The sequence below is a fragment of the Pseudomonas sp. UMAB-40 genome, from assembly GCF_900095275.1.
GTDB lineage: Bacteria > Pseudomonadota > Gammaproteobacteria > Pseudomonadales > Pseudomonadaceae > Aquipseudomonas > Aquipseudomonas mandelii_B.
In genome coordinates this window covers 217,579-243,841 of sequence record NZ_LT607554.1, presented here as the reverse complement: position 1 = coordinate 243,841, position 26,263 = coordinate 217,579, and the positions used below count along the sequence as shown (strand labels likewise).

Below are 26,263 nucleotides of genomic sequence, written 5' to 3'. Positions count from 1 at the left end.
CCTGGAGATCTATTTATAAGGAAACGCTGGTTGGAAATTGACCTAGAGGCTTGCTTTCTCTAGAATCCCCGGTCTCTTAAAACGGGGGCCATTCCGGCCCGTTGTGGACGAACCAGGTAACACGACAATGAAACGTACTTTCCAACCAAGCACTATCAAACGCGCTCGTACCCACGGTTTCCGTGCTCGCATGGCTACCAAGAACGGTCGTGCCGTCCTGTCGCGTCGTCGCGCCAAAGGTCGTGCGCGTCTGGCAGTTTGATAATCCGGCACTGGAGGTGAGTCAGGACTTCAGTCGGGAAAAGCGTCTGCTTACTCCCCGGCATTTCAAGGCAGTCTTTGACTCCCCTACCGGCAAGGTTCCGGGGAAAAATCTCCTGCTCCTTGCGCGCAACAACGATCTCGATCACCCCCGTCTCGGGCTGGTTATCGGGAAAAAGAGCGTAAAGCTCTCCGTCGAGCGCAATCGCCTCAAACGTCTGATGCGCGAATCGTTTCGCCTGAACCAGGATTCGCTGGTCGGTTGGGACATCGTTATCGTCGCGCGCAAAGGTTTGGGTGACGTAGAAAGCCCCGAATTGATTCAGCATTTCGGCAAGCTCTGGAAGCGTCTGGCACGTAGCAAGCCGGTACCAGCAGCCAAAACCGAAACTGTAGGGGTAGACAGTCCCGATGCGTAAACTGGCACTCGTTCCGATCCAGTTTTATCGCTATGCCATTAGTCCTCTGATGGCCAGTCACTGTCGTTTCTACCCCAGTTGTTCCTGCTACGCGTATGAAGCCATAGAAAATCATGGCCTTCTGCGCGGTGGCTGGCTGGCCTTTCGTCGTTTAGGTCGCTGTCATCCGTGGAATCCCGGTGGTTATGACCCGGTTCCATCTATCCCTACCTCCCGTTCTTCTTCGATGGCCGAGTAATCATGGATATCAAACGCACGATCCTGATCGTCGCCCTGGCAATCGTGTCCTACGTTATGGTTCTTAAATGGAACCAGGACTATGGCCAGGCTGCCCTGCCGACTCAGAATGTTGCTTCCAGTACTACCGCACCGGGCCTACCGGACACGGCGACTGGCAATAATGCTTCTGTCAGTGACGACATTCCACGCGCCGCAAGTGATACCAGTGCAACTGCACCTACTGAAACTCCAGTAGCTGTAAGCAAAGACCTCATCCAGATCAAAACGGATGTGCTCAACCTGGCTATCGATCCACAAGGTGGTGATGTTGCGCAACTGACGTTGCCGCTGTATCCACGTCGCCAGGACCATCCGGAAATTCCATTCCAGTTGTTCGATAACGGCAACGAGCGGACTTATCTGGCCCAGAGCGGTCTGATCGGCACCGACGGTCCGGACGCAAGTCCAGCCGGTCGCCCGGTTTACTCCTCGGAGAAGAAGATTTACCAGTTGGCTGACGGTCAGGACCAATTGGTCGTGGACCTCAAGTTCAGCAAGGACGGCGTCAACTACATCAAGCGTTTCACCGTGAAACGTGGCCTGTATGACGTAACCGTTTCCTACCTGATCGACAACGAAAGCGCCAAACCCTGGTCGGGTGCGATGTTCGCCCAGCTGAAGCGTGACGCCAGCTCCGATCCTTCTTCCAGCACTGCCACCGGCACCGCGACTTACCTGGGCGCCGCCCTGTGGACAAGTAACGAGCCGTACAAGAAAGTGTCGATGAAGGACATGGACAAGGCTCAGCTGAAAGAAACCGTTAACGGCGGTTGGGTTGCCTGGTTGCAACACTACTTCGTGACCGCGTGGATTCCGGCGAAGGGCGAAAACAACCTCGTCCAGACCCGTAAAGACAGCAAAGGCAACTACATCATCGGCTACACCGCTCCGGCAGTGACCGTTGCGCCAGGTGCAAAAGCTGAAGTCAGCGCTGTTCTGTACGCCGGTCCAAAAAGCCAGGCTGTGCTGAAAGAGTTGTCCCCAGGTCTGGAATTGACTGTCGACTACGGCATTCTGTGGTTCATTGCCCAGCCAATCTTCTGGCTGCTGCAACACATCCACGCGCTGATCGGTAACTGGGGCTGGTCGATCATCTTCCTGACCATGCTGATCAAAGGGATTTTCTTCCCGCTGTCGGCTGCCAGCTACAAATCCATGGCGCGCATGCGTGCAGTGGCACCGAAACTGGCTGCGCTGAAAGAGCAACATGGCGATGACCGGCAGAAAATGTCGCAAGCCATGATGGAGCTGTACAAGAAAGAGAAGATCAATCCGCTGGGTGGTTGCTTGCCAATCCTGGTGCAGATGCCGGTTTTCCTGTCGCTGTACTGGGTTCTGCTGGAAAGCGTTGAAATGCGCCAAGCGCCGTTCATGCTGTGGATTACTGACCTGTCGATCAAGGATCCGTTCTTCATTCTGCCGATCATCATGGGTGCAACCATGTTCATCCAGCAGCAGTTGAACCCGACTCCTCCGGATCCGATGCAGGCGAAGGTCATGAAGCTGATGCCAATCATCTTCACCTTCTTCTTCCTGTGGTTCCCGGCTGGTCTGGTGCTGTACTGGGTTGTGAACAACTGCCTGTCCATCGCCCAACAGTGGTACATCACTCGTAAAGTCGAAGCGGCTACCAAAGCAGCTGCCTGATTTACACTGTGGATAACCACTCAAAACGCCCCCTAGTGGGGCGTTTTGCTATCTGTCACTTTTGTCTGGGTACCGGTTTATGAGCGTTCCTCGGGAAACCATCGCAGCTGTCGCCACCGCCCAAGGTCGCGGCGGTGTAGGCATCGTCCGTATTTCCGGGCCGTTGGCGAGCCTTGCCGCCAAGGCGATCAGCGGTCGGGAATTGAAACCTCGATTTGCCCACTACGGCCCGTTTCTCAATGAAAACCAAGAGGTGCTGGACGAAGGCATCGCGCTGTATTTCCCGGGACCGAACTCCTTCACCGGCGAAGACGTGCTTGAACTGCAGGGGCACGGCGGGCCGATCGTTCTCGATATGCTGCTCAAACGTTGCCTGGAACTGGGCTGTCGTCTGGCTCGGCCAGGAGAATTCAGTGAGCGCGCCTTCCTCAACGACAAGCTCGACCTGGCCCAGGCGGAAGCCATCGCCGACTTGATCGAGGCCAGTTCTGCACAGGCTGCACGAAATGCCCTGCGCTCCTTGCAGGGCGCATTCTCCGAGCGTGTGCATAACCTCACCGAGCAATTGATTGGCCTGCGCATCTATGTCGAAGCGGCGATCGACTTCCCTGAAGAAGAAATCGACTTCCTGGCCGACGGCCACGTACTGGCCATGCTCGACAAAGTGCGCGATGAATTATCCACAGTGCTTCGTGAAGCCGGGCAAGGTGCCTTGTTGCGCGACGGGATGACCGTGGTCATTGCCGGCCGGCCTAATGCCGGCAAGTCCAGTCTGCTGAACGCCTTGGCCGGGCGAGAAGCCGCGATCGTGACCGAGATCGCCGGCACCACCCGGGACATTCTTCGCGAACATATCCACATCGATGGCATGCCGTTGCACGTGGTCGACACCGCCGGTCTGCGGGATACCGATGACCAGGTGGAAAAAATCGGCGTCGAGCGGGCGTTGAAAGCCATCGGCGAGGCAGATCGGGTGTTGCTGGTGGTCGATGCGACCGCTCCTGAGGCACTTGATCCATTCGCGTTATGGCCGGAGTTCCTCGAAACCCGCCCGGATCCAGCCAAAGTTACGCTGATTCGCAACAAGGCTGACCTGACAGGTGAAGCCATTGCGCTGGAGGTCAGTGAGGATGGCCACGTCACCATCAGCCTCAGTGCAAAATCCGCCGGCATGGGACTGGAACTGCTGCGCGAACATCTCAAGGCCTGCATGGGCTACGAGCAGACCTCGGAAAGCAGCTTCAGTGCTCGCAGGCGTCACCTTGATGCATTGCGACACGCCAGCGCATCCCTTGAGCACGGCCGAGCACAGCTGACACTGGCGGGCGCCGGTGAACTGCTGGCCGAAGATTTGCGCCAGGCTCAGCACTCTTTGGGTGAAATCACCGGCGCTTTCAGCTCCGATGACCTGTTGGGACGCATTTTTTCCAGCTTCTGCATCGGTAAATAGTCCTTCCGATATTCACAGACAGGCCGTTCGCGCCTGTCTGTTCATTCCCTTGTCTTAAATTTCCTCCAGTGCCGAGCGGATTCTTTCTGCTTGAGCGGATTTTCCGTGCCCGGGATTTGCTCGATCAGCACTTTTCTGTGGATTAAGCCCTGTGAGTAACTGCCACTAAGGGCAGTTGATAACAGGGCCTGAAAACTGAAGATAACCGCCCCTGTGGATAACCACCTCTTTCATCCACAGGCTTAAACCGGTTATCCAAGGGCCTCCTTGGCACATGACCACAGGGTTTTGAATCTCTGTACATATTGAATATAAAGGCTTGTAGAGATCTATCCACAGAAAGGTGGGTCAGTAGAAATAAACATAAAAACAAAGATTTAATAAATTTCTCTCTTTTTAATTTCTATAACCCCGACTTCTCCACAGCTGGTTAAATTTTGTGCAAAGGGTTCTTTAGGAAGGGCGAAGTCCCTATACTTGCCGACCAGGTCCAGAAACCTGAGCTCAAACTATTCCTGATTACCTAACTGAAGCAGGCACGAGGTGCGTGGTGGATTTCCCTTCCCGTTTTGAAGTGATCGTCATCGGCGGCGGTCATGCCGGTACCGAGGCAGCACTGGCCTCAGCACGTATGGGTGCGAAAACCCTGTTGCTGACGCATAACGTGGAAACCCTCGGTGCCATGAGTTGCAACCCTGCCATCGGCGGGATCGGTAAAAGCCATCTGGTGAAAGAAATCGATGCCCTCGGCGGCGCGATGGCCATGGCTACCGACAAAGGTGGTATTCAATTTCGCGTATTGAACAGCCGCAAAGGTCCGGCCGTGCGTGCCACTCGTGCTCAGGCAGACCGGGTTCTGTACAAGGCCGCTGTCCGTGAAGCATTGGAAAACCAGCCGAACCTGTGGATATTTCAACAAGCCGCTGATGACCTGATCGTCGAGCAGGAACAAGTGCGCGGTGTTGTCACCCAGATGGGTCTGCGTTTCTTCGCCGATTCCGTGGTGTTGACCACTGGCACGTTCCTCGGTGGACTTATCCACATCGGCTTGCAGAATTATTCGGGTGGCCGTGCCGGCGATCCGCCGTCAATTGCCCTGGCTCATCGTCTGCGCGAATTGCCACTGCGGGTCGGTCGCCTGAAAACCGGTACGCCACCGCGTATCGACGGTCGTTCTGTGGATTTCTCGGTGATGACCGAGCAGGCAGGCGATACACCGATCCCGGTGATGTCTTTCATGGGTTCCAAAGAGCAACATCCGAAACAGGTCAGCTGCTGGATTACCCACACCAACGCCCGCACCCACGAAATCATTGCCGCGAACCTCGATCGTTCGCCGATGTATTCCGCTGCCGGTGAGATCGAAGGCGTCGGTCCGCGTTACTGCCCGTCGATCGAAGACAAGATCCACCGCTTTGCCGACAAGGAAAGCCACCAGGTCTTCATCGAGCCGGAAGGTTTGACTACGCACGAGCTGTACCCGAACGGGATATCCACATCCTTGCCGTTCGACGTGCAATTGCAGATCGTGCAATCGATCCGCGGTATGGAAAACGCACACATTGTTCGTCCCGGCTACGCCATCGAGTACGACTACTTCGACCCGCGTGACTTGAAATACAGCCTCGAAACCAAAGTCATCGGCGGTCTGTTTTTTGCCGGGCAAATCAACGGCACCACCGGTTACGAAGAGGCCGGCGCCCAGGGTTTGCTGGCCGGTGCCAACGCCGCGCTGCGTGCACAGGGCAAAGATGCCTGGTGCCCGCGTCGCGACGAGGCGTACATCGGGGTGTTGGTCGACGACCTGATTACTCTCGGAACTCAAGAGCCGTACCGGATGTTCACGTCCCGTGCCGAGTACCGACTGATCCTGCGTGAAGACAACGCCGACCTGCGCCTGACCGAAAAAGGTCGCGAGCTGGGTCTGGTGGACGACGCGCGTTGGGCGGCTTTCTGCAAGAAACGCGAAAGCATCGACCTCGAAGAACAGCGCCTGAAAAGTACTTGGGTCCGCCCGGGCACTGAGCAGGGCGATGCGATTTCCGAGAAGTTCGGTACGCCGCTGACCCACGAATACAATTTGCTCAACCTGCTGAGCCGTCCGGAAATCGACTACGCTGGTCTGATCGCCGTGACCGGTGGGGGCGCGGAAGATCCACAAGTGGCCGAGCAGGTCGAAATCAAGACCAAGTACGCCGGCTACATCGATCGCCAGCAGGATGAAATCGCTCGTCTGCGGGCCAGCGAAGATACAAAACTGCCTGTGGATATCGATTACACGAACATTTCCGGTCTCTCCAAAGAGATCCAGAGCAAGCTCGGCGCGACCCGTCCAGAGACCTTGGGCCAGGCGTCACGTATCCCGGGCGTTACGCCGGCAGCGATTTCGCTGTTGATGATTCATTTGAAAAAACGCGGCGCGGGCCGTCAGTTGGAGCAAAGCGCTTGAGTTCGTTGGTCACCTCGCAACATGCCGAAGAGTTATCCACAGGTGCTCGCCAGCTCGGTGTCACGCTGACAGAAGCCCAGCACGCGCAGCTGCTGGGCTACCTGGCCCTGTTGATCAAATGGAACAAGGCTTACAACCTGACCGCCGTGCGCGATCCGGACGAAATGGTCTCCCGTCATCTGCTCGATAGTTTGAGCGTGATGTCGTTTGTCGAGAATGGTCGCTGGCTGGACGTTGGCAGCGGCGGCGGCATGCCGGGTATTCCGTTGGCCATCCTGTTTCCAGAGTCGCAAGTGACCTGTCTGGACAGCAACGGCAAGAAAACCCGCTTCCTGACACAGGTCAAACTCGAACTCAAACTGGATAACCTGCAAGTTATCCACAGTCGTGTCGAAGCTTTCCAGCCTGCCCAGCCATTCAACGGGATCATCTCCCGGGCGTTCAGCAGCATGGAAAACTTCAGCAACTGGACTCGCCACCTGGGCGATGCCGACACACGCTGGCTGGCAATGAAGGGCGTTCATCCGGCCGATGAGCTGGTAGCATTGCCGGCAGACTTCCACCTCGATAGCGAACACGCCCTGGCCGTACCTGGTTGCCAAGGCCAACGCCATCTGCTGATACTGCGCCGCACGGCATGATTGGGAACACAAGCAAGAATGGCTAAGGTATTCGCGATAGCGAACCAGAAAGGTGGTGTGGGTAAAACCACCACCTGCATCAACCTCGCAGCTTCCCTGGTCGCTACCAAGCGCCGGGTGCTGTTGATCGATCTCGATCCACAGGGCAACGCCACCATGGGTAGCGGTGTGGATAAACACGGGCTGGAAAACTCGGTCTACGACCTGTTGATCGGCGAGTGCGACCTGGCTCAGGCCATGCACTACTCTGAGCACGGCGGGTACCAACTGTTGCCGGCCAACCGTGACCTGACTGCGGCCGAAGTCGTTCTGCTGGAAATGCAGATGAAGGAAAGTCGCCTGCGCAGTGCGTTGGCGCCGATCCGTGAAAATTACGATTACATTTTGATCGACTGTCCGCCGTCGTTGTCGATGCTGACGCTGAACGCGTTGGTCGCGGCTGACGGGGTGATTATCCCCATGCAGTGCGAGTACTTCGCGCTCGAAGGCTTGAGCGACCTTGTGGATAACATCAAGCGCATCGCTGAATTGCTCAACCCGAATCTGAAAGTCGAAGGCCTGCTGCGGACCATGTATGACCCGCGCCTGAGCCTGATGAACGATGTCTCGGCGCAGCTCAAGGAACACTTCGGCGAGCAGCTGTACGACACCGTCATCCCGCGCAACATCCGTCTGGCCGAAGCACCCAGCTATGGCATGCCGGCGCTGGCCTACGACAAAGCATCGCGTGGCGCTATCGCCTACCTGGCGTTGGCCGGCGAGCTTGTTCGTCGTCAGCGCAAAAACTCACGCACCGCCGCCGCTCAGGCAACTTAAGGAATCCCCATGGCCGTCAAGAAACGAGGTCTCGGACGTGGACTGGATGCACTGCTGAGTGGTCCGACTGTCAGCTCGCTGGAAGAACAAGCGGTCCAGGCCGATCAGCGTGAGCTGCAGCACCTGCCCCTGGACCTGATCCAGCGCGGCAAGTACCAGCCGCGTCGGGACATGGATCCTCAGGCGCTGGAAGAACTGGCGCAGTCGATCAAGGCCCAGGGCGTGATGCAGCCGATCGTGGTGCGTCCGATTGGCAGCGGTCGTTTTGAAATCATCGCCGGTGAACGCCGCTGGCGCGCCAGCCAGCAGGCTGGCCAGGAAACCATCCCGGCGATGGTTCGTGATGTGCCGGATGAAACCGCGATCGCCATGGCGCTGATCGAGAACATCCAGCGCGAAGACCTCAATCCCATCGAAGAAGCCGTGGCCTTGCAGCGTTTGCAGCAGGAATTCCAGCTGACTCAGCAACAAGTGGCCGAAGCCGTGGGCAAATCCCGCGTGACCGTGGCCAACCTGCTACGCTTGATCGCGTTGCCGGAAGTTATCAAGACCATGCTGTCGCACGGCGACCTGGAAATGGGTCATGCCCGTGCTTTGCTCGGTTTACCGGAGAATCAACAGGTTGAAGGGGCGCGACATGTTGTCGCACGGGGGCTGACTGTGCGCCAAACCGAGGCACTGGTTCGCCAGTGGTTGAGTGGCAAACAGGAGCCTGCTGAACCGGTTAAACAGGACCCTGATATCGCCCGACTCGAGCAGCGCCTGGCTGAACGCCTAGGCTCTGCGGTGCAGATCCGCCACGGAAAGAAGGGAAAAGGGCAGTTGGTTATTGGTTACAACTCCCTCGATGAGCTTCAAGGTGTGCTCGCGCACATTCGTTGAAACATTTCCTCATGTAGCGTGCAGTCGGAAATCACTACCTGACAGTTGAATAGGGGCAGAACCGCCCCTATACTCTGCGCGCATTTTGTCGGCACAAATTATGCCAAGTTATTGAATTCTGGCAGCCGACCATTGGGGAGTAATTGTGATGGAAAGCCGCACGCCAAACCGCTTGCCGTTCCATCGCCTGGCAGTTTTTCCGGTGTTAATGGCTCAGTTTGTCGTTTTGCTGATCGCCGCTTTGGCGCTCTGGCAATGGCACGGAGTCGTTGCCGGGTACTCAGGACTCTGCGGAGGCCTGATAGCCTTGCTGCCCAATGTTTATTTCGCTCACAGGGCATTTCGGTTTTCCGGCGCCCGAGCAGCCCAAGCCATCGTCCGGTCTTTTTATGCCGGTGAGGCGGGCAAACTGATTTTGACGGCAGTGCTCTTTGCATTGACGTTCGCAGGTGTGAAGCCATTGGCGCCGCTAGCTGTATTCGGCGTCTTCGTGTTGACCCAACTGGTCAGCTGGTTCGCGCCCCTGCTGATGAGAACAAGACTTTCGAGACCTTAGGGCGTTTGAGGCAACCATGGCAGAAACAACCGCTTCGGGCTATATCCAGCACCACTTGCAGAACCTGACCTTCGGTCAGCACCCAACTGGCGGGTGGGGTTTTGCCCACACCGCAGCAGAAGCCAAAGAAATGGGCTTCTGGGCTTTCCACGTCGATACTCTCGGCTGGTCGGTCGCGTTGGGTCTGATCTTCGTTCTTCTTTTCCGCATGGCGGCGAAGAAGGCGACTTCCGGTCAGCCTGGTGCTTTGCAGAACTTCGTTGAAGTATTGGTCGAATTCGTCGATGGCAGCGTGAAAGACAGCTTCCATGGCCGTAGCCCGGTGATTGCACCGTTGGCACTGACCATCTTCGTCTGGGTCTTCCTGATGAACGCCGTCGACCTGATCCCGGTCGACTGGATTCCTCAGCTGGCCATCCTGATCACCGGTGATGCGCACATTCCGTTCCGTGCCGTATCCACTACTGACCCGAACGCTACCCTGGGCATGGCCCTGTCGGTGTTCGCGTTGATCATTTTCTACAGCATCAAGGTCAAGGGCATCGGCGGCTTCATCGGCGAACTGACCCTGCACCCGTTCGGCAGCAAGAATATTTTCCTGCAAGCGCTGCTGATTCCGGTGAACTTCCTGCTGGAATTCGTGACCCTGATCGCCAAGCCGATCTCCCTGGCTCTGCGACTGTTCGGCAACATGTATGCCGGCGAGCTGGTGTTCATTCTGATCGCTGTGATGTTCGGCAGCGGTCTGCTCTGGCTTAGCGGCCTGGGCGTAGTTCTGCAGTGGGCGTGGGCTGTGTTCCACATCCTGATCATCACCCTGCAGGCGTTTATCTTCATGATGCTGACCATCGTTTACCTGTCGATGGCGCACGAAGAGAACCATTAAGACCAGTCTCGACTAGTCTGATGTCCCACCCGGTCAAACGGGTGGGTGCCCGAACAGGGCTATGAAACGATTTGTTTTACCGCTTTAAAATCTAAAAAACCTAAACCATACGACGTAAAAGTCGGGAGGAAAGATGGAAACTGTAGTTGGTCTAACCGCTATCGCTGTTGCACTGTTGATCGGCCTGGGCGCACTGGGTACCGCAATTGGTTTCGGCCTGTTGGGCGGCAAGTTCCTGGAAGGCGCAGCGCGTCAGCCAGAAATGGTTCCAATGCTGCAAGTTAAAATGTTCATCGTTGCCGGTCTGCTCGACGCCGTAACCATGATCGGTGTTGGTATCGCTCTGTTCTTCACTTTCGCGAACCCATTCGTTGGTCAACTCGCTGGCTAATTACTCGAACCTTCGAGTAATTGGTGTGATGTGCAACGAACGAGCGAGGTGTTGGCGTGAACATTAATGCAACCCTGATTGGCCAGTCCGTTGCGTTCTTCATTTTTGTACTGTTTTGCATGAAGTTCGTGTGGCCTCCGGTCATCGCGGCTTTGCACGAACGTCAGAAGAAGATCGCGGATGGACTGGACGCTGCCGCCCGAGCAGCTCGCGACCTGGAGCTGGCCCAAGATAAAGCGGGTCAGCAACTGCGCGAAGCAAAAGCTCAGGCAGCCGAAATCATTGAGCAAGCCAAGAAACGCGGTAACCAGATCGTTGAAGAGGCTGTTGAAAAAGCCCGTATCGACGCTGACCGTGTGAAGGTTCAGGCTCAGGCCGAGATCGAGCAGGAACTGAACAGTGTCAAAGACGCGCTGCGTGCCCAACTGGGTAGCCTGGCAGTCTCTGGTGCCGAGAAGATCCTGGGTTCCACAATCGATCAAAACGCGCACGCGGAGCTGGTAAACAAACTGGCTGCTGAAATTTAAGCGAGGGCGATCATGGCAGAATTGACCACGTTGGCCCGACCTTACGCTAAGGCAGCCTTCGAGCACGCCCAGGCCCACCAGCAACTGGCCTCTTGGTCAGCCATGCTCGGCCTGGCTGCAGCAGTGTCGCAAGACGACACTATGCAGCGCGTGCTCAAGGCCCCGCGACTGACGAGCGCAGACAAGGCCGCCACGTTTATTGACGTGTGCGGCGACAAGTTTGATGCCAAGGCACAGAACTTCATTCACGTCGTTGCCGAAAACGACCGTCTCCCGCTTTTGCCGGAGATATCCGCTCTTTTCGACCTGTACAAGGCCGAACAAGAGAAGTCGGTAGACGTTGAAGTGACCAGTGCTTTTGCATTGAACCAAGAACAGCAAGACAAACTCGCCAAGGTTCTCAGTGCACGACTCAACCGGGAAGTGCGCCTGCAAGTCGAGGAAGACAAATCCCTTATCGGGGGCATTGTCATCCGCGCCGGCGACCTGGTTATCGATGGCTCGGTTCGCGGCAAACTCGCGAGCCTTGCCGAAGCATTGAAATCTTGAGTTTGAAGGGGCAGCAGAGCAATGCAGCAACTCAATCCTTCCGAAATAAGTGAAATTATCAAGGGCCGCATCGACAAGCTCGATGTGACCTCCCAAGCCCGTAACGAAGGCACTGTCGTCAGCGTATCTGACGGTATCGTGCGGATTCACGGTCTGGCCGACGTCATGTACGGCGAGATGATCGAGTTTCCGGGCGGCGTCTTCGGTATGGCTCTCAACCTGGAGCAAGACTCCGTAGGTGCCGTTGTTTTGGGCTCCTACCAGTCTCTGGCTGAAGGCATGAGCGCCAAGTGCACCGGCCGCATCCTCGAAGTTCCGGTTGGTAAGGAACTGCTGGGTCGCGTTGTCGACGCACTGGGTAACCCAGTTGACGGCAAAGGTCCGCTGAACAACACCGAGACCGATGCGGTCGAGAAAGTTGCTCCAGGCGTGATCTGGCGTAAGTCGGTAGACCAGCCTGTACAGACTGGCTACAAGGCTGTCGATGCCATGATTCCTGTCGGCCGTGGCCAGCGTGAGCTGATCATCGGTGACCGTCAGATCGGTAAAACCGCTCTGGCGATCGACGCGATCATCAACCAGAAAGACAGCGGCATTTTCTGCGTCTACGTCGCGATCGGTCAGAAGCAATCGACCATCGCCAACGTGGTTCGCAAGCTGGAAGAAAACGGCGCACTGGCTAACACCATCGTCGTGGCAGCGAGCGCTTCGGAATCTGCAGCACTGCAATTCCTGGCACCGTACTCCGGTTGCACCATGGGTGAATTCTTCCGCGACCGCGGTGAAGACGCGCTGATCGTTTATGACGATCTGTCCAAGCAAGCAGTGGCTTACCGCCAGATTTCCCTGCTGCTGCGCCGTCCACCAGGCCGTGAAGCTTACCCAGGCGACGTGTTCTATCTCCACTCCCGTCTCCTGGAGCGCGCATCCCGCGTTTCGGAAGAATACGTAGAGAAGTTCACCAACGGCGCAGTGACCGGCAAAACCGGTTCCCTGACCGCACTGCCGATCATCGAAACCCAGGCTGGCGACGTTTCCGCGTTCGTTCCGACCAACGTGATTTCCATCACCGACGGTCAGATCTTCCTGGAATCGGCCATGTTCAACTCCGGGATCCGTCCTGCTGTGAACGCCGGTGTTTCGGTATCCCGTGTGGGTGGTGCCGCTCAGACCAAGATCATCAAGAAGCTCTCCGGTGGTATCCGTACCGCTCTGGCTCAGTACCGTGAACTGGCGGCATTCGCCCAGTTCGCTTCTGACCTGGACGAAGCGACCCGTAAGCAACTTGAGCATGGTCAGCGCGTTACCGAGCTGATGAAGCAGAAGCAATACGCACCAATGTCGATCGCTGACATGGCGCTGTCGCTGTATGCCGCTGAGCGTGGGTTCCTGACTGACGTCGAAATCGCCAAGATCGGCAGCTTTGAACAAGCGCTGATTGCTTTCTTCAACCGCGATCACGCCGATTTGATGGCGAAGATCAACGTGAAGGGTGACTTCAATGACGAAATCGACGCTGGCATGAAAGCCGGTATCGAGAAGTTCAAGGCCACCCAAACCTGGTAAGCCGCAGCGGGAGCCGCAAGGCTCCCGCTTGCTAACCTGATAGGTGTTACATGGCAGGCGCAAAAGAGATTCGCAGTAAGATTGCGAGCATCAAAAGCACGCAAAAGATTACCAGCGCCATGGAAAAAGTGGCGGTCAGTAAAATGCGCAAGGCACAAATGCGCATGGCTGCTAGCCGTCCTTATGCGGAGCGCATCCGCCAGGTTATTGGCCATCTGGCCAACGCCAACCCGGAATATCGCCACCCGTTCATGCTCGACCGTGAAGTAAAGCGCGTCGGTTATGTTGTGGTGAGCAGTGACCGTGGTCTGTGTGGTGGCTTGAACACCAACCTGTTCAAGGCTTTGGTCAAGGACATGGCGGTAAACCGCGAAAACGGCGTCGAGATTGATCTGTGTGTTGTTGGTAGCAAGGGTGCGGCTTTCTTCCGCAACTTCGGCGGTAACGTCGTAGCAGCTATCAGCCACCTGGGTGAAGAGCCATCGATCAATGATCTGATCGGCAGCGTCAAGGTGATGCTGGATGCCTACCTCGATGGTCGTATCGACCGTCTGAGCGTTGTGTCCAACAAGTTCATCAACACCATGACGCAATCGCCTACCGTGGAGCAGTTGATTCCACTGGTGGCAACCCCGGATCAGGAACTCAAGCACCACTGGGATTATCTGTACGAACCGGACGCCAAAGAGCTGCTTGACGGCTTGATGGTCCGTTACGTGGAGTCGCAGGTCTACCAGGCGGTGGTCGAGAACAACGCGGCTGAACAAGCTGCGCGGATGATCGCGATGAAGAACGCTACCGACAACGCCGGTGATTTGATCAGCGATTTGCAGCTGGTCTACAACAAGGCGCGTCAGGCTGCGATCACCCAAGAGATCTCGGAAATCGTCGGCGGCGCTGCCGCGGTTTAACGGTTCAAATATTCAGAGGATCCAGCTATGAGTAGCGGACGTATCGTTCAAATCATCGGCGCCGTTATCGACGTGGAATTTCCACGCGACAGCGTACCGAGCATCTACAACGCGCTGAAAGTAGTGAGCGCGGCTGAAACCACCCTCGAAGTTCAGCAACAGCTGGGCGACGGCGTGGTTCGTACCATTGCGATGGGTTCCACCGAAGGCTTGAAGCGCGGTCTGGAAGTCACCGACTCTGGCGCTGCCATCTCCGTACCAGTCGGTAAAGCGACGCTGGGCCGGATCATGGACGTTCTGGGCAACCCGATCGACGAAGCTGGCCCGATCGACACCGAAGAGCGCTGGGGCATTCACCGTCCTGCGCCAACCTTCGCTGAACAAGCGGGCGGCAACGACCTGCTGGAAACCGGCATCAAGGTTATCGACCTGGTTTGCCCGTTCGCCAAGGGTGGTAAAGTCGGTCTGTTCGGTGGTGCCGGTGTAGGCAAAACCGTAAACATGATGGAACTGATCCGTAACATCGCCATCGAGCACAGCGGTTATTCCGTGTTCGCCGGTGTGGGTGAGCGTACTCGTGAGGGTAACGACTTCTACCACGAGATGAAGGATTCCAACGTTCTGGACAAAGTGGCACTGGTTTACGGTCAGATGAACGAGCCGCCGGGTAACCGTCTGCGCGTAGCACTGACTGGCCTGACCATGGCCGAGAAGTTCCGTGACGAAGGTAACGACGTTCTGCTGTTCGTCGACAACATCTATCGTTACACCTTGGCCGGTACTGAAGTATCCGCACTGCTGGGCCGTATGCCTTCCGCAGTAGGTTACCAGCCGACCCTGGCCGAAGAGATGGGTACTCTGCAAGAGCGTATCACTTCGACCAAGAACGGTTCGATCACCTCGATCCAGGCGGTATACGTACCGGCGGATGACTTGACTGACCCGTCGCCAGCGACCACCTTCGCCCACTTGGACGCCACCGTCGTTCTGTCCCGTGACATTGCTTCCCTGGGTATCTACCCGGCGGTCGATCCACTCGACTCGACTTCGCGCCAGTTGGACCCGAACGTAATCGGCCAGGATCACTACGACACCGCTCGCGGCGTACAGTATGTTCTGCAACGTTACAAAGAACTGAAGGACATCATTGCGATCCTGGGTATGGACGAGCTGTCGGAAGCCGACAAGCAGTTGGTAAACCGTGCTCGTAAGATCCAGCGTTTCTTGTCGCAGCCGTTCTTCGTGGCTGAAGTCTTCACCGGTGCCTCGGGTAAATACGTTTCCCTGAAAGACACCATTGCTGGCTTCAAAGGCATCCTCAACGGTGACTACGACCACCTGCCAGAACAAGCGTTCTACATGGTCGGCGGCATCGAAGAAGCGATCGAGAAAGCCAAGAAACTGTAATCCCGGCGCCTGGCAACGGGCGCTAATTTAGGTTGAGGCAATCAGATGGCTATGACAGTCCATTGCGATATCGTCAGCGCGGAAGGGGAAATCTTTTCCGGTCTGGTCGAGATGGTGATTGCGCACGGTGCACTGGGTGATCTTGGTATCGCCCTGGGTCACGCGCCGTTGATCACTAATCTCAAGCCGGGCCCGATCCGCCTGGTCAAGCAGGGCGGGGAAGAGGAGGTGTATTACATCTCCGGTGGTTTCCTCGAGGTTCAGCCGAACATGGTCAAGGTTCTTGCCGACACCGTGCAACGTGCTGCCGACCTGGACGAAGCCTCCGCTCAGGAAGCCGTTAAGGCTGCCGAGAAGGCCTTGCATGAGCGGGGCGCGGAATTCGATTACGGTTCTGCTGCCGCACGTCTGGCCGAGGCTGCAGCTCAGCTGCGCACCGTCCAGCAGATCCGCAAGAAGTTTGGCCACTAATAGGCCATTGCTTGTTGCGCGATTGATTAAAAAGGGTAGCCTCGGCTACCCTTTTTTCTTTTCCGATTTTCATAACCTGGTCGCAGCCGCTGACCACCCAGGATTGGTAGCCAGTCATGTCTCTTGAAATCGTTATCCTCGCTGCCGGCCAAGGCACTCGCATGCGTTCGGCGTTGCCGAAAGTTCTGCACCCGATCGCCGGCAACTCGATGCTTGGCCATGTTATCCACAGCGCCCGGCAACTTGATCCACAACGCATCCATGTGGTGATTGGCCATGGTGCTGAAGCGGTGCGCGAGCGTCTGGCAGCCGACGATCTGAATTTCGTCCTGCAGGACCAGCAGCTCGGTACCGGCCATGCGGTGGCTCAAGCCGTGCCGTTCATCGAGTCCGACACCGTACTGATCCTGTACGGTGACGTTCCGTTGATCGAAGTTGAAACCCTGCAACGTCTGCTCAAGAAAGTGGCCCCGCAGCAATTGGGCTTGCTCACCGTCGAGCTGGATGACCCGACCGGTTATGGCCGCATCGTCCGCGATGCCGCCGGCAAGGTCACGGCCATCGTCGAGCAGAAAGACGCCAACGAGTCCGAGCGCGCAATCACCGAAGGCAACACCGGCATTCTGGCCCTGCCTTTCGCGCAACTGGGTGGCTGGATGAGCCGACTCTCCAACAACAATGCCCAAGGCGAATATTACCTGACGGACGTGATCGCGATGGCGGTCAGCGATGGTCTGGTGGTGGCCACCGAGCAGCCCCATGACGCCATGGAAGTGCAGGGTGCCAACGATCGCAAGCAGCTCGCCGAACTCGAGCGTCATTATCAGTTGCGCGCCGGTCGCCGCTTGATGGCTCAAGGCGTGACCCTGCGTGACCCGGCTCGTTTCGATGTACGCGGTGAAGTCACCGTCGGCCGCGACGTTCTGATCGATATCAACGTGATCCTCGAAGGCAAGGTCGTCATTGAAGATGACGTGGTGATCGGCCCGAACTGTGTGATCAAAGACAGTACCCTGCGCAAAGGCGTGGTGATCAAGGCCAACAGCCATATCGAAGGCGCGATCCTGGGCGAAGGCAGCGATGCTGGTCCATTCGCACGCCTGCGTCCGGGCACGGTGCTTGAGGCTCGCGCGCATGTGGGTAACTTTGTCGAGCTGAAGAACGCGCATCTGGGTGAAGGCGCCAAGGCCGGTCACCTGACGTATCTGGGGGACGCCGAAATTGGCGCGCGCACCAACATTGGCGCGGGCACCATCACTTGCAACTACGACGGCGCCAACAAGTGGAAGACCGTGTTGGGTGAAGATGTGTTCATCGGTTCCAACAATTCGTTGGTGGCACCTGTGGATATCTCTTCCGGCGCAACGACGGCGGCTGGTTCGACCATTACCCAGAATGTGGATAACGCGCAGTTGGCGGTGGGTCGGGCGCGTCAGAAGAACATTGATGGCTGGAAGCGGCCGGTTAAGATCAAGAAGAGCTGAGTTATCCACATAGCATTTGCAGGTTTAGTTATACACAGCCTGATTGATCGTCATCGCGGGCAAGCCCGCTCCCACAAGGATTTCGCACGACCTTGTGGGAGCGGGCTTGCCCGTGATGCGTTTATCCACAGATATTTTTTCTTGCACCCGCTTGACGAAGTTTCGCCAATAGGTTTTGATTGCTTCCGTTATCTTTCGAATCGAAACTTACCAGCACATGTCGAAGCGCAATACCCCCCAACGCCGCCACAACATCCTCGCCTTGCTCAATGAACAGGGTGAAGTCAGTGTGGATGAGCTGGCCAAGCGCTTCGAAACTTCGGAAGTTACGGTTCGCAAGGATTTGGCCGCGCTTGAAAGTAATGGTCTGCTGCTGCGCCGCTATGGCGGAGCGATCACCATGCCTCAGGAGTTGGTCGCCGACATCGGCCAGCCGGTTTCCAAATACAAACAAGCCATTGCTCGCGCCGCTGTTACGCGGATTCGCGAACATGCACGGATCATCATCGACAGCGGCAGCACCACCGCCGCCATGATTCCGGAACTCGGCCAGCAACCGGGACTGGTGGTGATGACCAACTCCTTACACGTTGCCAATGCGTTGAGCGAGCTCGAACACGAACCGGTGCTGTTGATGACCGGTGGCACCTGGGACCCGCATTCCGAGTCCTTTCAGGGGCAGGTCGCCGAGCAAGTACTACGCTCTTACGACTTCGACCAGTTGTTTATCGGTGCCGATGGTATCGACCTGGTTCGCGGTACCACCACCTTCAACGAATTGCTGGGGCTGAGCCGGGTCATGGCTGACGTCGCCCGTGAAGTAATCGTGATGGTGGAGGCCGACAAGATCGGCCGCAAGATTCCCAACCTGGAGCTGCCCTGGAGCAGCGTCCATACCCTTATTACCGATGAACGCCTGCCACTTGCGGCGCGCGATCAGATTCAAGCCCGCGGCATCAATTTGATTTGCGCGGCTGTCAGTCAGGAGAAATAGCATGTGTGGAATTGTCGGCGCAGTCGCAGAACGTAATATCACCGCCATCCTGCTCGAAGGCCTCAAGCGCCTGGAATACCGTGGCTATGACAGCGCCGGTGTGGCGGTCTTCACTAACGACGAAAAGCTCGAGCGCATGCGTCGCCCGGGCAAAGTCAGTGAGCTGGAAAACGCGCTTGAAGCCGAGCCACTGATCGGTCGCCTCGGCATCGCCCACACCCGTTGGGCCACTCACGGCGCCCCGTGCGAGCGCAACGCGCACCCGCATTTCTCCGGCGACCTGGCCGTGGTCCACAACGGCATCATCGAGAACCACGAAGCCCTGCGCGAACAGCTGAAAGCCTTGGGTTACGTGTTCACCTCGGACACCGACACCGAAGTCATCGCTCACCTGCTGAACCACAAACTCAAGGACCTGAGCGATCTGACCGTGGCCCTCAAAGCCACCGTTAAAGAGTTGCACGGTGCTTATGGCCTGGCCGTTATCAGCGCCGATCAGCCGGATCGTCTTGTGGCAGCGCGTAGCGGCAGCCCATTGGTGATCGGCCTGGGCCTGGGTGAAAACTTCCTCGCGTCCGACCAGTTGGCCCTGCGCCAGGTCACCGACCGCTTCATGTACCTGGAAGAAGGTGATATCGCCGAAATCCGCCGCGACAGCGTGCACATCTGGGACGTGAATGGCCAGTCCGTCGAGCGCGAAACCGTGCAGTACCGCGACGGCGCCGAAGCGGCCGACAAGGGTGAATTCCGCCACTTCATGCTCAAGGAAATCCACGAGCAACCGGCCGTGGTTCAACGCACCCTCGAAGGTCGTCTTAGCCCGAACGGTGTCTTGGTGCAGGCGTTTGGTCCACAGGCTGCCGAGCTGTTCGCCAAAGTGCGCAACGTACAAATCGTCGCCTGCGGCACCAGCTACCACGCCGGCATGGTTGCCCGTTACTGGCTGGAAGAACTGGCCGGCATCCCGTGCCAGGTCGAAGTCGCCAGCGAATTCCGCTATCGCAAAGTCGTGGTGCAGCCGGACACCCTGTTCGTCACCATTTCCCAGTCCGGCGAAACCGCCGACACCCTGGCCGCCCTACGCAACGCCAAGGAACTGGGCTTCCTCGCCAGCCTGGCGATCTGCAACGTCGGTATCAGTTCGCTGGTGCGTGAATCCGACCTGACCCTGCTGACCCAGGCCGGTCGCGAAATCGGCGTGGCCTCGACCAAAGCCTTCACCACCCAATTGGTCGGCCTGCTGTTGCTGACCCTCTCCCTGGGTCAGGTTCGCGGCACCTTGGCCAAAGGCGTCGAAGCCACCCTGGTTGAAGAACTGCGTCGCCTGCCAGCCCGTCTGGGCGAAGCCCTAGCCATGGACAGCACCGTGGAGAAAATCGCCGAGCTGTTCGCCGAGAAAAACCACACCCTGTTCCTCGGTCGTGGCGCGCAATTCCCGGTAGCGATGGAAGGGGCCCTGAAACTCAAGGAAATCTCCTACATCCACGCCGAAGCCTACCCGGCGGGCGAACTGAAGCACGGCCCGTTGGCGCTTGTGGATAACGACATGCCCGTGGTCACCGTGGCGCCGAACAACGAACTGCTGGAGAAGCTTAAGTCCAACCTCCAGGAAGTCCGCGCCCGTGGCGGCCAGCTGATCGTCTTCGCAGACGAAAAGGCTGGCATGACCAACGGCGAAGGCACCCACGTTGTCCACATGCCGCACATCCACGACATCCTGTCGCCAATCCTCTACACCATCCCGCTGCAGTTGCTCTCGTACTACGTGGCGGTGTTGAAAGGCACGGACGTCGACCAGCCGCGGAACCTGGCGAAGTCGGTGACGGTGGAATAAGTTATCCACAGCTGACTGGCCGAAACCCCCGTATTTACGGGGGTTTCTTTTTTTGGGCTGAACTATCGTGCAGATTCTCCTCTTCGAGCTCAAGCAATCGCTAGCTCTATCGGAGTGCGGTACCCCAGATATCCGAAGACAGTGCTTCCTTGCGTTATGACCACGGATTTTTTATTAACAATTAATAAACTGATGTCAGTTGCAAATCCGTAGCTCGAACAATCAAATACCGCAGCGACCTTGAAGCCAAATAAGCCAGGAGAGTGTGGAACAACTTGAGATCGAGAGGCGTTTTTCCGGGCTGTTCAACACGTTCATTGGGCCATTGTCACTGAAGAAATGTTCAGTCCCGATTTGATCAAGACTTGCTCAGTAAGGTTATTACGCCCCCCATACCCCGTTCTTAGCAAAAAATCCTCATCTCCACCGTAACTCCACAAAACCTCCCGCAAAACAACATGATCCCCTGCACACAATGCAACCCGCTGCAGAAATGCCGGAGACGGGTTTCTCCGTTGCTCGTGAATTGACTGCAAGACACATTGAGGCTGAACACCTGAGATGGGGCATGCAGTCAAAATTCCTCCCTCCCAAGCTGTGCTCGCGCGCCCGCACACAATCTAAACCGGTAAGAGAAGGAGCTGGTATGTCTTTTAACAGTGGCCTAAGCAGCCTCTATGCAGCCAACGGAAAGTTGGATGTCACCGGTAATAATGTTACGAACGCTGCGATTACTGGCTTCAAATTCTCGCGCGCAGAAAACGCGGACGTATACTCTGCGACCAAACTGGGAAGCGGCCGCAAATGGTCATTTCTACCGCGAACGAGATGTTAGGCACTCCTTCGCAAACGCTTTAACCAACTGCATGCCTTGCACGCAGTCGCCGAAAATCTGTAGTCGATCTACGTGCGCGAATTCTGATGGCCGCCACGGTGGGATTACGTGCGCGACAGACGACTTTAAATTCATCGAGCAAAATATGAATGACTTCTCTGCTCTATCCCACCTGACGAGAAATGCCAGAGAAACGCACGCACTCATTTTGATTGTGGAGGACGAGCCAGATATAGCGGACATTCTGATTGCCTATTTGAAACGCAGTGGCTTTCGCACGGCTCATGCGCTTGACGGGCAACGAGCCCTACAGATGCATCAGACCCTCAAGCCCGACCTGATGTTGCTGGATGTGCTTATGCCGAATCTGGACGGCTGGAAGGTGCTGGCGGAGGTTCGCCATCGAGGCAACACACCGGTGATCATGCTTACGGCGCAGGATCAGGACGTGGACAAACTGATGGGGCTGCGTATCGGTGCCGACGACTACATCGTCAAACCGTTCAACCCGGCAGAAGTGGTCGCCCGGACCCAGGCGGTGTTACGGCGCTCCATCGATTACAAGCATGGCAGCGGCACGAGCGTGCTGCGGGTGGATGCATTTGAAATCGACATCGAAAGCCATGAAGTTACCGTGTGCATTGACGGTAACAAGGTACCGCTTGTCTTGACTGCAACGGAATTCAAGTTGCTGGTTCAGTTGGCAAAGTCCCCGAAAAAAGTGCTCAGTCGGGCAGAGCTTTTAGCCACCAGTTCTCCTGAGAGTGACAGTCTTGAACGTACCGTCGACAGTCACATCAGCAAGTTGCGCAGAAAGATCGAAGATTTGGGTTTACAGGGTGTACCAGCAAGTATCCGAGGCGTCGGCTACCGATTCGGGAGTATCGCGTGAAAATGCTCAATGGCTTGAGCGGCCAGATCATTTTGTCCATGTCTGCGGTGGTGTTGTGCGTTATCACCCTGGCGGTGATCGGCTCGTATGTATTTTATGCAATGTTATGGACATTCTGGCCGCTCTCCAACGAGGAGCTGGATCAATGGATGCCTTCCAGTATTGAATGGGTATGGATGGGCCTGACCACCTTTGTCAGCCTGGCCGTGGGATGTATCGTTGCTGTGAAGTTATCTCGACGAATTCTCATGCCCTTGAACTCTGTCGCCGCGAGCCTTCGAAAGTTGGCAAATGGCGATCTTGAAGTACAGGCCGTTGCCGGTGACCAATCAATAGGCGAAGCGGCGTTGTTAGTCGATGACTTTAATAGCATGGCCAAACGATTGAAACGCATGGCGGAAGAACAGGCTTTTTGGAATGCGGCTATTGCACACGAACTGCGCACGCCCCTCACTATCTTACGCGGCCGTTTGCAGGGTTTAGCTGAAGGGGTATTCGAACCGGACACTTTGCAATTCTGCAGCTTGTTGAATCAGGTGGAGGGGTTGACCCGGTTGGTTGAAGACCTTCGGGTGGTCGGCTTGGCGGACAGCGGTTATCTCGAGCTGAACCTGCGCGAAGCCGACCTGGCGACCGAGATAGAAGACGATATCCGGTTGTTCGAGCCCAGCCTGCAGGCAGCTGGTTTTGTCCTGCGACTGTATCTGCAAAGACGCCCTGTCCGCTGCGACCCGGCGAGGATCTGCCAAGCACTATTGGCACTGCTGGACAATATTCGACGTCACGCGACACCTGGGAATGTCGTCGTTCATCTGTCCACCCGAAATCAGATCAATTACCTGAGAGTAAGAGATGACGGCCCCGGCATTGATGAGCACCTTATCATGCGTATTTTTGACGCGTTCCAGCGCGGTGAAAACTCGCGCTCGCGGGCTCAGTGTGGCAGTGGATTGGGTCTGGCAGTAGTGCGCGCCATTGCCCTCGCACACGGAGGTACCGTTACCTGTCGAAACGTGGAAAACGGGGGAACATTGTTTGAACTTAGCTGGAATGCCAGATAAAAATCATATATGAAAAAGTACGTCTTTATTTTGAGATTCAAGAGAAGAATAAATTATCGACACTTTGCCTTGCTGGACCCCGATGGTGTTTGTATCACCTTAATGAGCTGTGGTACTAAACCAGAAAACGGGTACTGGGTAGAAGTCAAAGAAATGAATCTAACTTGGTTGGGCCGACCTCTCCCCAGTAGGTCCCTGATCGTTTAGCGATTGCGGGAAATTAAGCAACCTCGCGCATCTATCGTCATGCTCATTGGAATACAAAGCTTCTGTGGACTGCTTGGCGTAGATCAATGCTAAACGCACAACAAGGTCGAATTAACGCTTACTGATCAATGTTTGAATCCCTCCGATTCTCACCGAATAAAGCAAGGATACTAGCTGCTACTGGCTCACCCGTTGTTCGCCAGGCCGGTAGAATTCAACATTAACATTTAATCTCCATCGTGCCTCCATACACTCTCCCACAAAAATCCATCTTCCTTGCGCACAATCAACGTGTCTATCACCCACCATGACATTAGGCATTTACGTCGATTATTGATCCTACGCAGATAAGTGGGGGACACATGTGATGCGACAGCCGCTCCCCTTTCACATCCAAGTCCGGGCTTTGAGCTGAAACGGCACGATCAGGAGTGGCAATGTCTTTAAAATCGGAGCTTTCTCATGAACGCAGTTATTGACAACGGATTGCCCAAAAAAAAGGATTTGAGTCAACTGAAAATTGATGGCGTTTTCTGTATCAGTCTTCAGAAGCGGACTGATCGACGCGTGCTGTTGAATCGCGAGTTCGAAGGTAGTGGACTGACCATTGAGTTTGTGATTGTGGACCGTGATGACGAAAATCCAGAACGAGGCTGCTTTGAATCCCACGTCAGATGCGCGAAGTTAGCCCTGCAGCGAAACTACCGGCGCGTACTGATTCTCGAGGATGACGCAACACTGGTTTCGTTTAACCAGAGCCAAGTAAAGCAGATGAACGCATTTATGAACCTGCGCGAACCTGAGTTACTCTACTTGGGCGCGAACCTTGGGAAAGTTTGGCTAACCTGGAAAAGAGGCATTGCACGAGTGCGGGCAAAGGGAACACATGCCTACATTCTGTCCAATAGGGGATGCCGACATTTGTTAGGACACGCCCCCTACGCTGGCATCGCGATCGACAACGTTTATTCCAAAAACTTCAAAGGTTATATGGCGTTCCCGATGCTGAGCCAGCAGCAGCCTGGAGAAGTTTTTTCAAGCGACGTACAAGACCAGTCCGGTGCCAGGATGTCTCCATCTGCAGCGTACTGGCGTGAGAACTGGCGGAAGCAGTACACACAAGCATTCAAAAATATCGGGAAGACGATATTGCATTACAAACTTTGAACAGACATGACGTGGTTGTCGATACCTTATATTCAGGCGAGGTCGTCGAACGTTGGTGTAAACGTCCACTGACTGAGTTATCCCGATTCCAAATCGCGCCCAAGATTTTCGTTAAACTATCGGTTCTTGCTAATGGATGGAGCTGTGCATGATAAATACACGTAGCCTGTTGCTCGTCGCTATAGGTTTGTTTCTTTCGGGGTGCGGTACGATCAATACGGTTTTTCGTTCGGATGAGGTGGCCGGGCATAAACTCAAAGAGTGGAAAACAAATTGTGGCTCCATTCCGCGCGTTTACAGTGGATTTTTCTATGACTTTTGTGTTCTGGATGGCCCGCCTGATGTGAGTGAGAGGAATCCCGCGGCGCCTGCCGGTATTCCGTTGATGCTAATAGATTTCATACCGTCTGTTGTTTTTGATACGCTCTTCCTGCCTTACACGATTTATCGTCAGAATGTAGATGGCAATATAGAAATTCCTAACTAGAGACGATCTGCAATAAGCGCCATCCGAGATAATCCGCGAAAAGTCTTCATTACAACAAAGCTTCAATTATTGAAAGCCAGTTGTTACTGGCCTTTGAGGGTAGATTGAAACCCGCGATTCCGGATACCAGAGACTCATCTCCCTCCCACTAGGACTTTGCCATGGACAGATTCCAGGAAATGCAGGTTTTCGCCGCCGTGGCCCAAGACCAAGGCTTCTCTGCGGCAGCGCGGCGTTTGGGGATGTCGGCGGCCAGTGTCACCCGGGCGGTGGCGGCGCTGGAGAAGCGCATTGGCACGCAGTTGCTGACGCGTACTACCCGCAGCGTGCATTTGAGCGAGGCGGGGCAGCGTTTTCTGGAGGATTGTCGGAGGATTCTCGCCGAGGTGCAGGAAGCGGAGGATTCGGCAGCCGGCAGTCACGCACAACCTCGTGGGCAACTGACGATTACAGCACCGGTATTGTTCGGTGAGTTGTTCGTCACGCCGCTCACGGTCGGTTACCTCAACCAGTTTCCTGAGGTCACCATCAATGCGCTGCTCGTCGACCGGGTGGTGAGCATGGTCGAGGAGGGCATCGATGTGGCGGTGCGCATCGGTGAATTGCCTGACAGCAACCAACATGCGATTCGTGTGGGCGAGGTGCGGCGGGTGATTTGCGCCTCTCCGGAGTTTCTGGCGAAGCGCGGCAAGCCTCTGCACCCAAATGATTTAGACGGGGCGCCGATTATCGCCACCTCGTCCATTGGCCAATTGAGAACCTGGCCGTTTCTTGAGGCGGGGGAGCCCCTGAACATTCGCCCGGAACCGCGGCTTGTGGTCACGGCCAATCAGGCCGCCATTACCGCCGCGAGCCTGGGGCTGGGCCTGACCCGAGTCCTGTCGTATCAAGTGGCGAGCAAGGTTGCCGCCGGTGAGCTGGAAATCGTGCTGGCTGATTTTGAACTGCCGCCGTTACCCATTCATGTGGTCTATCACGGGGGACGCAAGGCGCCGGTGCGGGTCCGCAGTTTTGTCGATTTCGCGGTGAAGGTGTTGCGTGAGCACCCGGCCTTGCGCGGCTGACGGGTTATTGCGCTGGATGAAATAATGGATTGCGTTTTCTGGCTATTCTGTTGTTTTGGTTGAGAGGGCAAGATAGCTCCCATCGGCGCTGATCTTCCGTGAACGGCGCCTCCACCCAGCGGAGTCGACC

Annotated in this window: 26 protein-coding genes and 1 pseudogene; all 27 read left to right on the top strand. The window is 56.1% G+C overall.

Annotated elements, in window-relative coordinates; all coding sequences use genetic code 11:
• Positions 1 to 127 precede the first annotated feature (127 nt).
• The 27 genes and pseudogenes from rpmH (at position 128) to K0F88_RS07430 (ending at position 26,133) form a co-directional block, all read left to right on the top strand.
• On the top strand, positions 128 to 262 hold the full coding sequence (gene rpmH, locus K0F88_RS07555) for a 50S ribosomal protein L34 (RefSeq protein WP_003213577.1): 135 nt from the start codon (positions 128 to 130) through the stop codon (positions 260 to 262).
• A gap of 16 nt (positions 263 to 278) precedes the next feature.
• Positions 279 to 680 (top strand): ribonuclease P protein component, encoded by a 402-nt coding sequence (rnpA, locus tag K0F88_RS07550; RefSeq protein WP_219094788.1) that lies wholly within the window; start codon positions 279 to 281, stop codon positions 678 to 680.
• Positions 673 to 918: a membrane protein insertion efficiency factor YidD gene (gene yidD, locus K0F88_RS07545; RefSeq protein WP_074872215.1), complete on the top strand. Its 246-nt coding sequence runs from the start codon at positions 673 to 675 to the stop codon at positions 916 to 918. Before rnpA ends, yidD begins: the two co-directional genes overlap by 8 nt.
• A 2-nt stretch (positions 919 to 920) precedes the next feature.
• Entirely contained in the window at positions 921 to 2,606 is a 1,686-nt protein-coding gene (gene yidC / locus K0F88_RS07540; RefSeq protein WP_219094715.1) for a membrane protein insertase YidC, read from the top strand.
• Between the two features lie 79 nt (positions 2,607 to 2,685).
• The gene (mnmE, locus tag K0F88_RS07535) at positions 2,686 to 4,056 is read left to right on the top strand and encodes a tRNA uridine-5-carboxymethylaminomethyl(34) synthesis GTPase MnmE (protein ID WP_219094714.1); all 1,371 of its coding nucleotides are present in this window, start codon (positions 2,686 to 2,688) and stop codon (positions 4,054 to 4,056) included.
• A gap of 550 nt (positions 4,057 to 4,606) precedes the next feature.
• Entirely contained in the window at positions 4,607 to 6,505 is a 1,899-nt protein-coding gene (mnmG, locus tag K0F88_RS07530; protein ID WP_219094713.1) for a tRNA uridine-5-carboxymethylaminomethyl(34) synthesis enzyme MnmG, read from the top strand.
• Entirely contained in the window at positions 6,502 to 7,146 is a 645-nt protein-coding gene (gene rsmG, locus K0F88_RS07525; protein ID WP_102594524.1) for a 16S rRNA (guanine(527)-N(7))-methyltransferase RsmG, read from the top strand. Before mnmG ends, rsmG begins: the two co-directional genes overlap by 4 nt.
• An 18-nt stretch (positions 7,147 to 7,164) precedes the next feature.
• Positions 7,165 to 7,962: a ParA family protein gene (locus K0F88_RS07520; RefSeq protein ID WP_090177596.1), complete on the top strand. Its 798-nt coding sequence runs from the start codon at positions 7,165 to 7,167 to the stop codon at positions 7,960 to 7,962.
• Positions 7,963 to 7,971: 9 nt separating this feature from the next.
• The gene (locus K0F88_RS07515; protein WP_077748853.1) at positions 7,972 to 8,844 is read left to right on the top strand and encodes a ParB/RepB/Spo0J family partition protein; all 873 of its coding nucleotides are present in this window, start codon (positions 7,972 to 7,974) and stop codon (positions 8,842 to 8,844) included.
• Positions 8,845 to 8,992: 148 nt separating this feature from the next.
• A complete protein-coding gene (locus tag K0F88_RS07510) occupies positions 8,993 to 9,400 on the top strand; it encodes a F0F1 ATP synthase subunit I (protein WP_010465473.1) in 408 nt (135 codons plus the stop codon).
• Positions 9,401 to 9,416: 16 nt separating this feature from the next.
• On the top strand, positions 9,417 to 10,286 hold the full coding sequence (gene atpB, locus K0F88_RS07505; protein WP_162437614.1) for a F0F1 ATP synthase subunit A: 870 nt from the start codon (positions 9,417 to 9,419) through the stop codon (positions 10,284 to 10,286).
• 133 nt (positions 10,287 to 10,419) lie between these two features.
• Positions 10,420 to 10,677 (top strand): F0F1 ATP synthase subunit C, encoded by a 258-nt coding sequence (gene atpE / locus K0F88_RS07500; RefSeq protein WP_002555987.1) that lies wholly within the window; start codon positions 10,420 to 10,422, stop codon positions 10,675 to 10,677.
• A 56-nt stretch (positions 10,678 to 10,733) separates the two neighbouring features.
• Positions 10,734 to 11,204, top strand: coding sequence for a F0F1 ATP synthase subunit B (locus K0F88_RS07495; protein ID WP_007948090.1), 471 nt, complete (start codon positions 10,734 to 10,736; stop codon positions 11,202 to 11,204).
• A 12-nt stretch (positions 11,205 to 11,216) separates the two neighbouring features.
• Complete coding sequence (locus K0F88_RS07490; protein ID WP_059403768.1) at positions 11,217 to 11,753, top strand: F0F1 ATP synthase subunit delta; 537 nt, start codon at positions 11,217 to 11,219, stop codon at positions 11,751 to 11,753.
• Positions 11,754 to 11,774: 21 nt separating this feature from the next.
• Positions 11,775 to 13,319 carry a F0F1 ATP synthase subunit alpha gene (atpA, locus tag K0F88_RS07485; protein ID WP_008007884.1) on the top strand — a complete coding sequence of 515 codons (1,545 nt, stop codon included), beginning with the start codon at positions 11,775 to 11,777 and terminating at the stop codon, positions 13,317 to 13,319.
• Positions 13,320 to 13,369: 50 nt separating this feature from the next.
• Positions 13,370 to 14,230 carry a F0F1 ATP synthase subunit gamma gene (gene atpG, locus K0F88_RS07480; RefSeq protein ID WP_219094712.1) on the top strand — a complete coding sequence of 287 codons (861 nt, stop codon included), beginning with the start codon at positions 13,370 to 13,372 and terminating at the stop codon, positions 14,228 to 14,230.
• 27 nt (positions 14,231 to 14,257) lie between these two features.
• On the top strand, positions 14,258 to 15,637 hold the full coding sequence (atpD, locus tag K0F88_RS07475) for a F0F1 ATP synthase subunit beta (RefSeq protein WP_008155715.1): 1,380 nt from the start codon (positions 14,258 to 14,260) through the stop codon (positions 15,635 to 15,637).
• Between the two features lie 45 nt (positions 15,638 to 15,682).
• A complete protein-coding gene (locus tag K0F88_RS07470; RefSeq protein ID WP_007969909.1) occupies positions 15,683 to 16,108 on the top strand; it encodes a F0F1 ATP synthase subunit epsilon in 426 nt (141 codons plus the stop codon).
• A gap of 116 nt (positions 16,109 to 16,224) precedes the next feature.
• A complete protein-coding gene (glmU, locus tag K0F88_RS07465; protein WP_219094711.1) occupies positions 16,225 to 17,592 on the top strand; it encodes a bifunctional UDP-N-acetylglucosamine diphosphorylase/glucosamine-1-phosphate N-acetyltransferase GlmU in 1,368 nt (455 codons plus the stop codon).
• 217 nt (positions 17,593 to 17,809) lie between these two features.
• Positions 17,810 to 18,586, top strand: coding sequence for a DeoR/GlpR family DNA-binding transcription regulator (locus K0F88_RS07460; protein ID WP_010465456.1), 777 nt, complete (start codon positions 17,810 to 17,812; stop codon positions 18,584 to 18,586).
• 1 nt (position 18,587) lies between these two features.
• A complete protein-coding gene (gene glmS, locus K0F88_RS07455; RefSeq protein ID WP_219094710.1) occupies positions 18,588 to 20,420 on the top strand; it encodes a glutamine--fructose-6-phosphate transaminase (isomerizing) in 1,833 nt (610 codons plus the stop codon).
• 646 nt (positions 20,421 to 21,066) lie between these two features.
• A pseudogene (locus K0F88_RS32265) lies at positions 21,067 to 21,225 on the top strand (flagellar hook protein FlgE); the annotation flags it as partial.
• Between the two features lie 175 nt (positions 21,226 to 21,400).
• Positions 21,401 to 22,147, top strand: coding sequence for a response regulator (locus K0F88_RS07450; protein ID WP_219094709.1), 747 nt, complete (start codon positions 21,401 to 21,403; stop codon positions 22,145 to 22,147).
• Positions 22,144 to 23,208, top strand: a complete 1,065-nt coding sequence (locus K0F88_RS07445) for an ATP-binding protein (protein WP_219094708.1) — start codon at positions 22,144 to 22,146, stop codon at positions 23,206 to 23,208. The genes K0F88_RS07450 and K0F88_RS07445 overlap by 4 nt, the downstream gene beginning before the upstream one ends.
• 669 nt (positions 23,209 to 23,877) lie before the next feature.
• Positions 23,878 to 24,582 (top strand): glycosyltransferase family 25 protein, encoded by a 705-nt coding sequence (locus tag K0F88_RS07440; protein ID WP_219094707.1) that lies wholly within the window; start codon positions 23,878 to 23,880, stop codon positions 24,580 to 24,582.
• 148 nt (positions 24,583 to 24,730) lie between these two features.
• Complete coding sequence (locus tag K0F88_RS07435; protein WP_219094706.1) at positions 24,731 to 25,069, top strand: YceK/YidQ family lipoprotein; 339 nt, start codon at positions 24,731 to 24,733, stop codon at positions 25,067 to 25,069.
• A 161-nt stretch (positions 25,070 to 25,230) separates the two neighbouring features.
• A complete protein-coding gene (locus tag K0F88_RS07430) occupies positions 25,231 to 26,133 on the top strand; it encodes a LysR family transcriptional regulator (protein ID WP_094469868.1) in 903 nt (300 codons plus the stop codon).
• Positions 26,134 to 26,263: the final 130 nt, after the last annotated feature.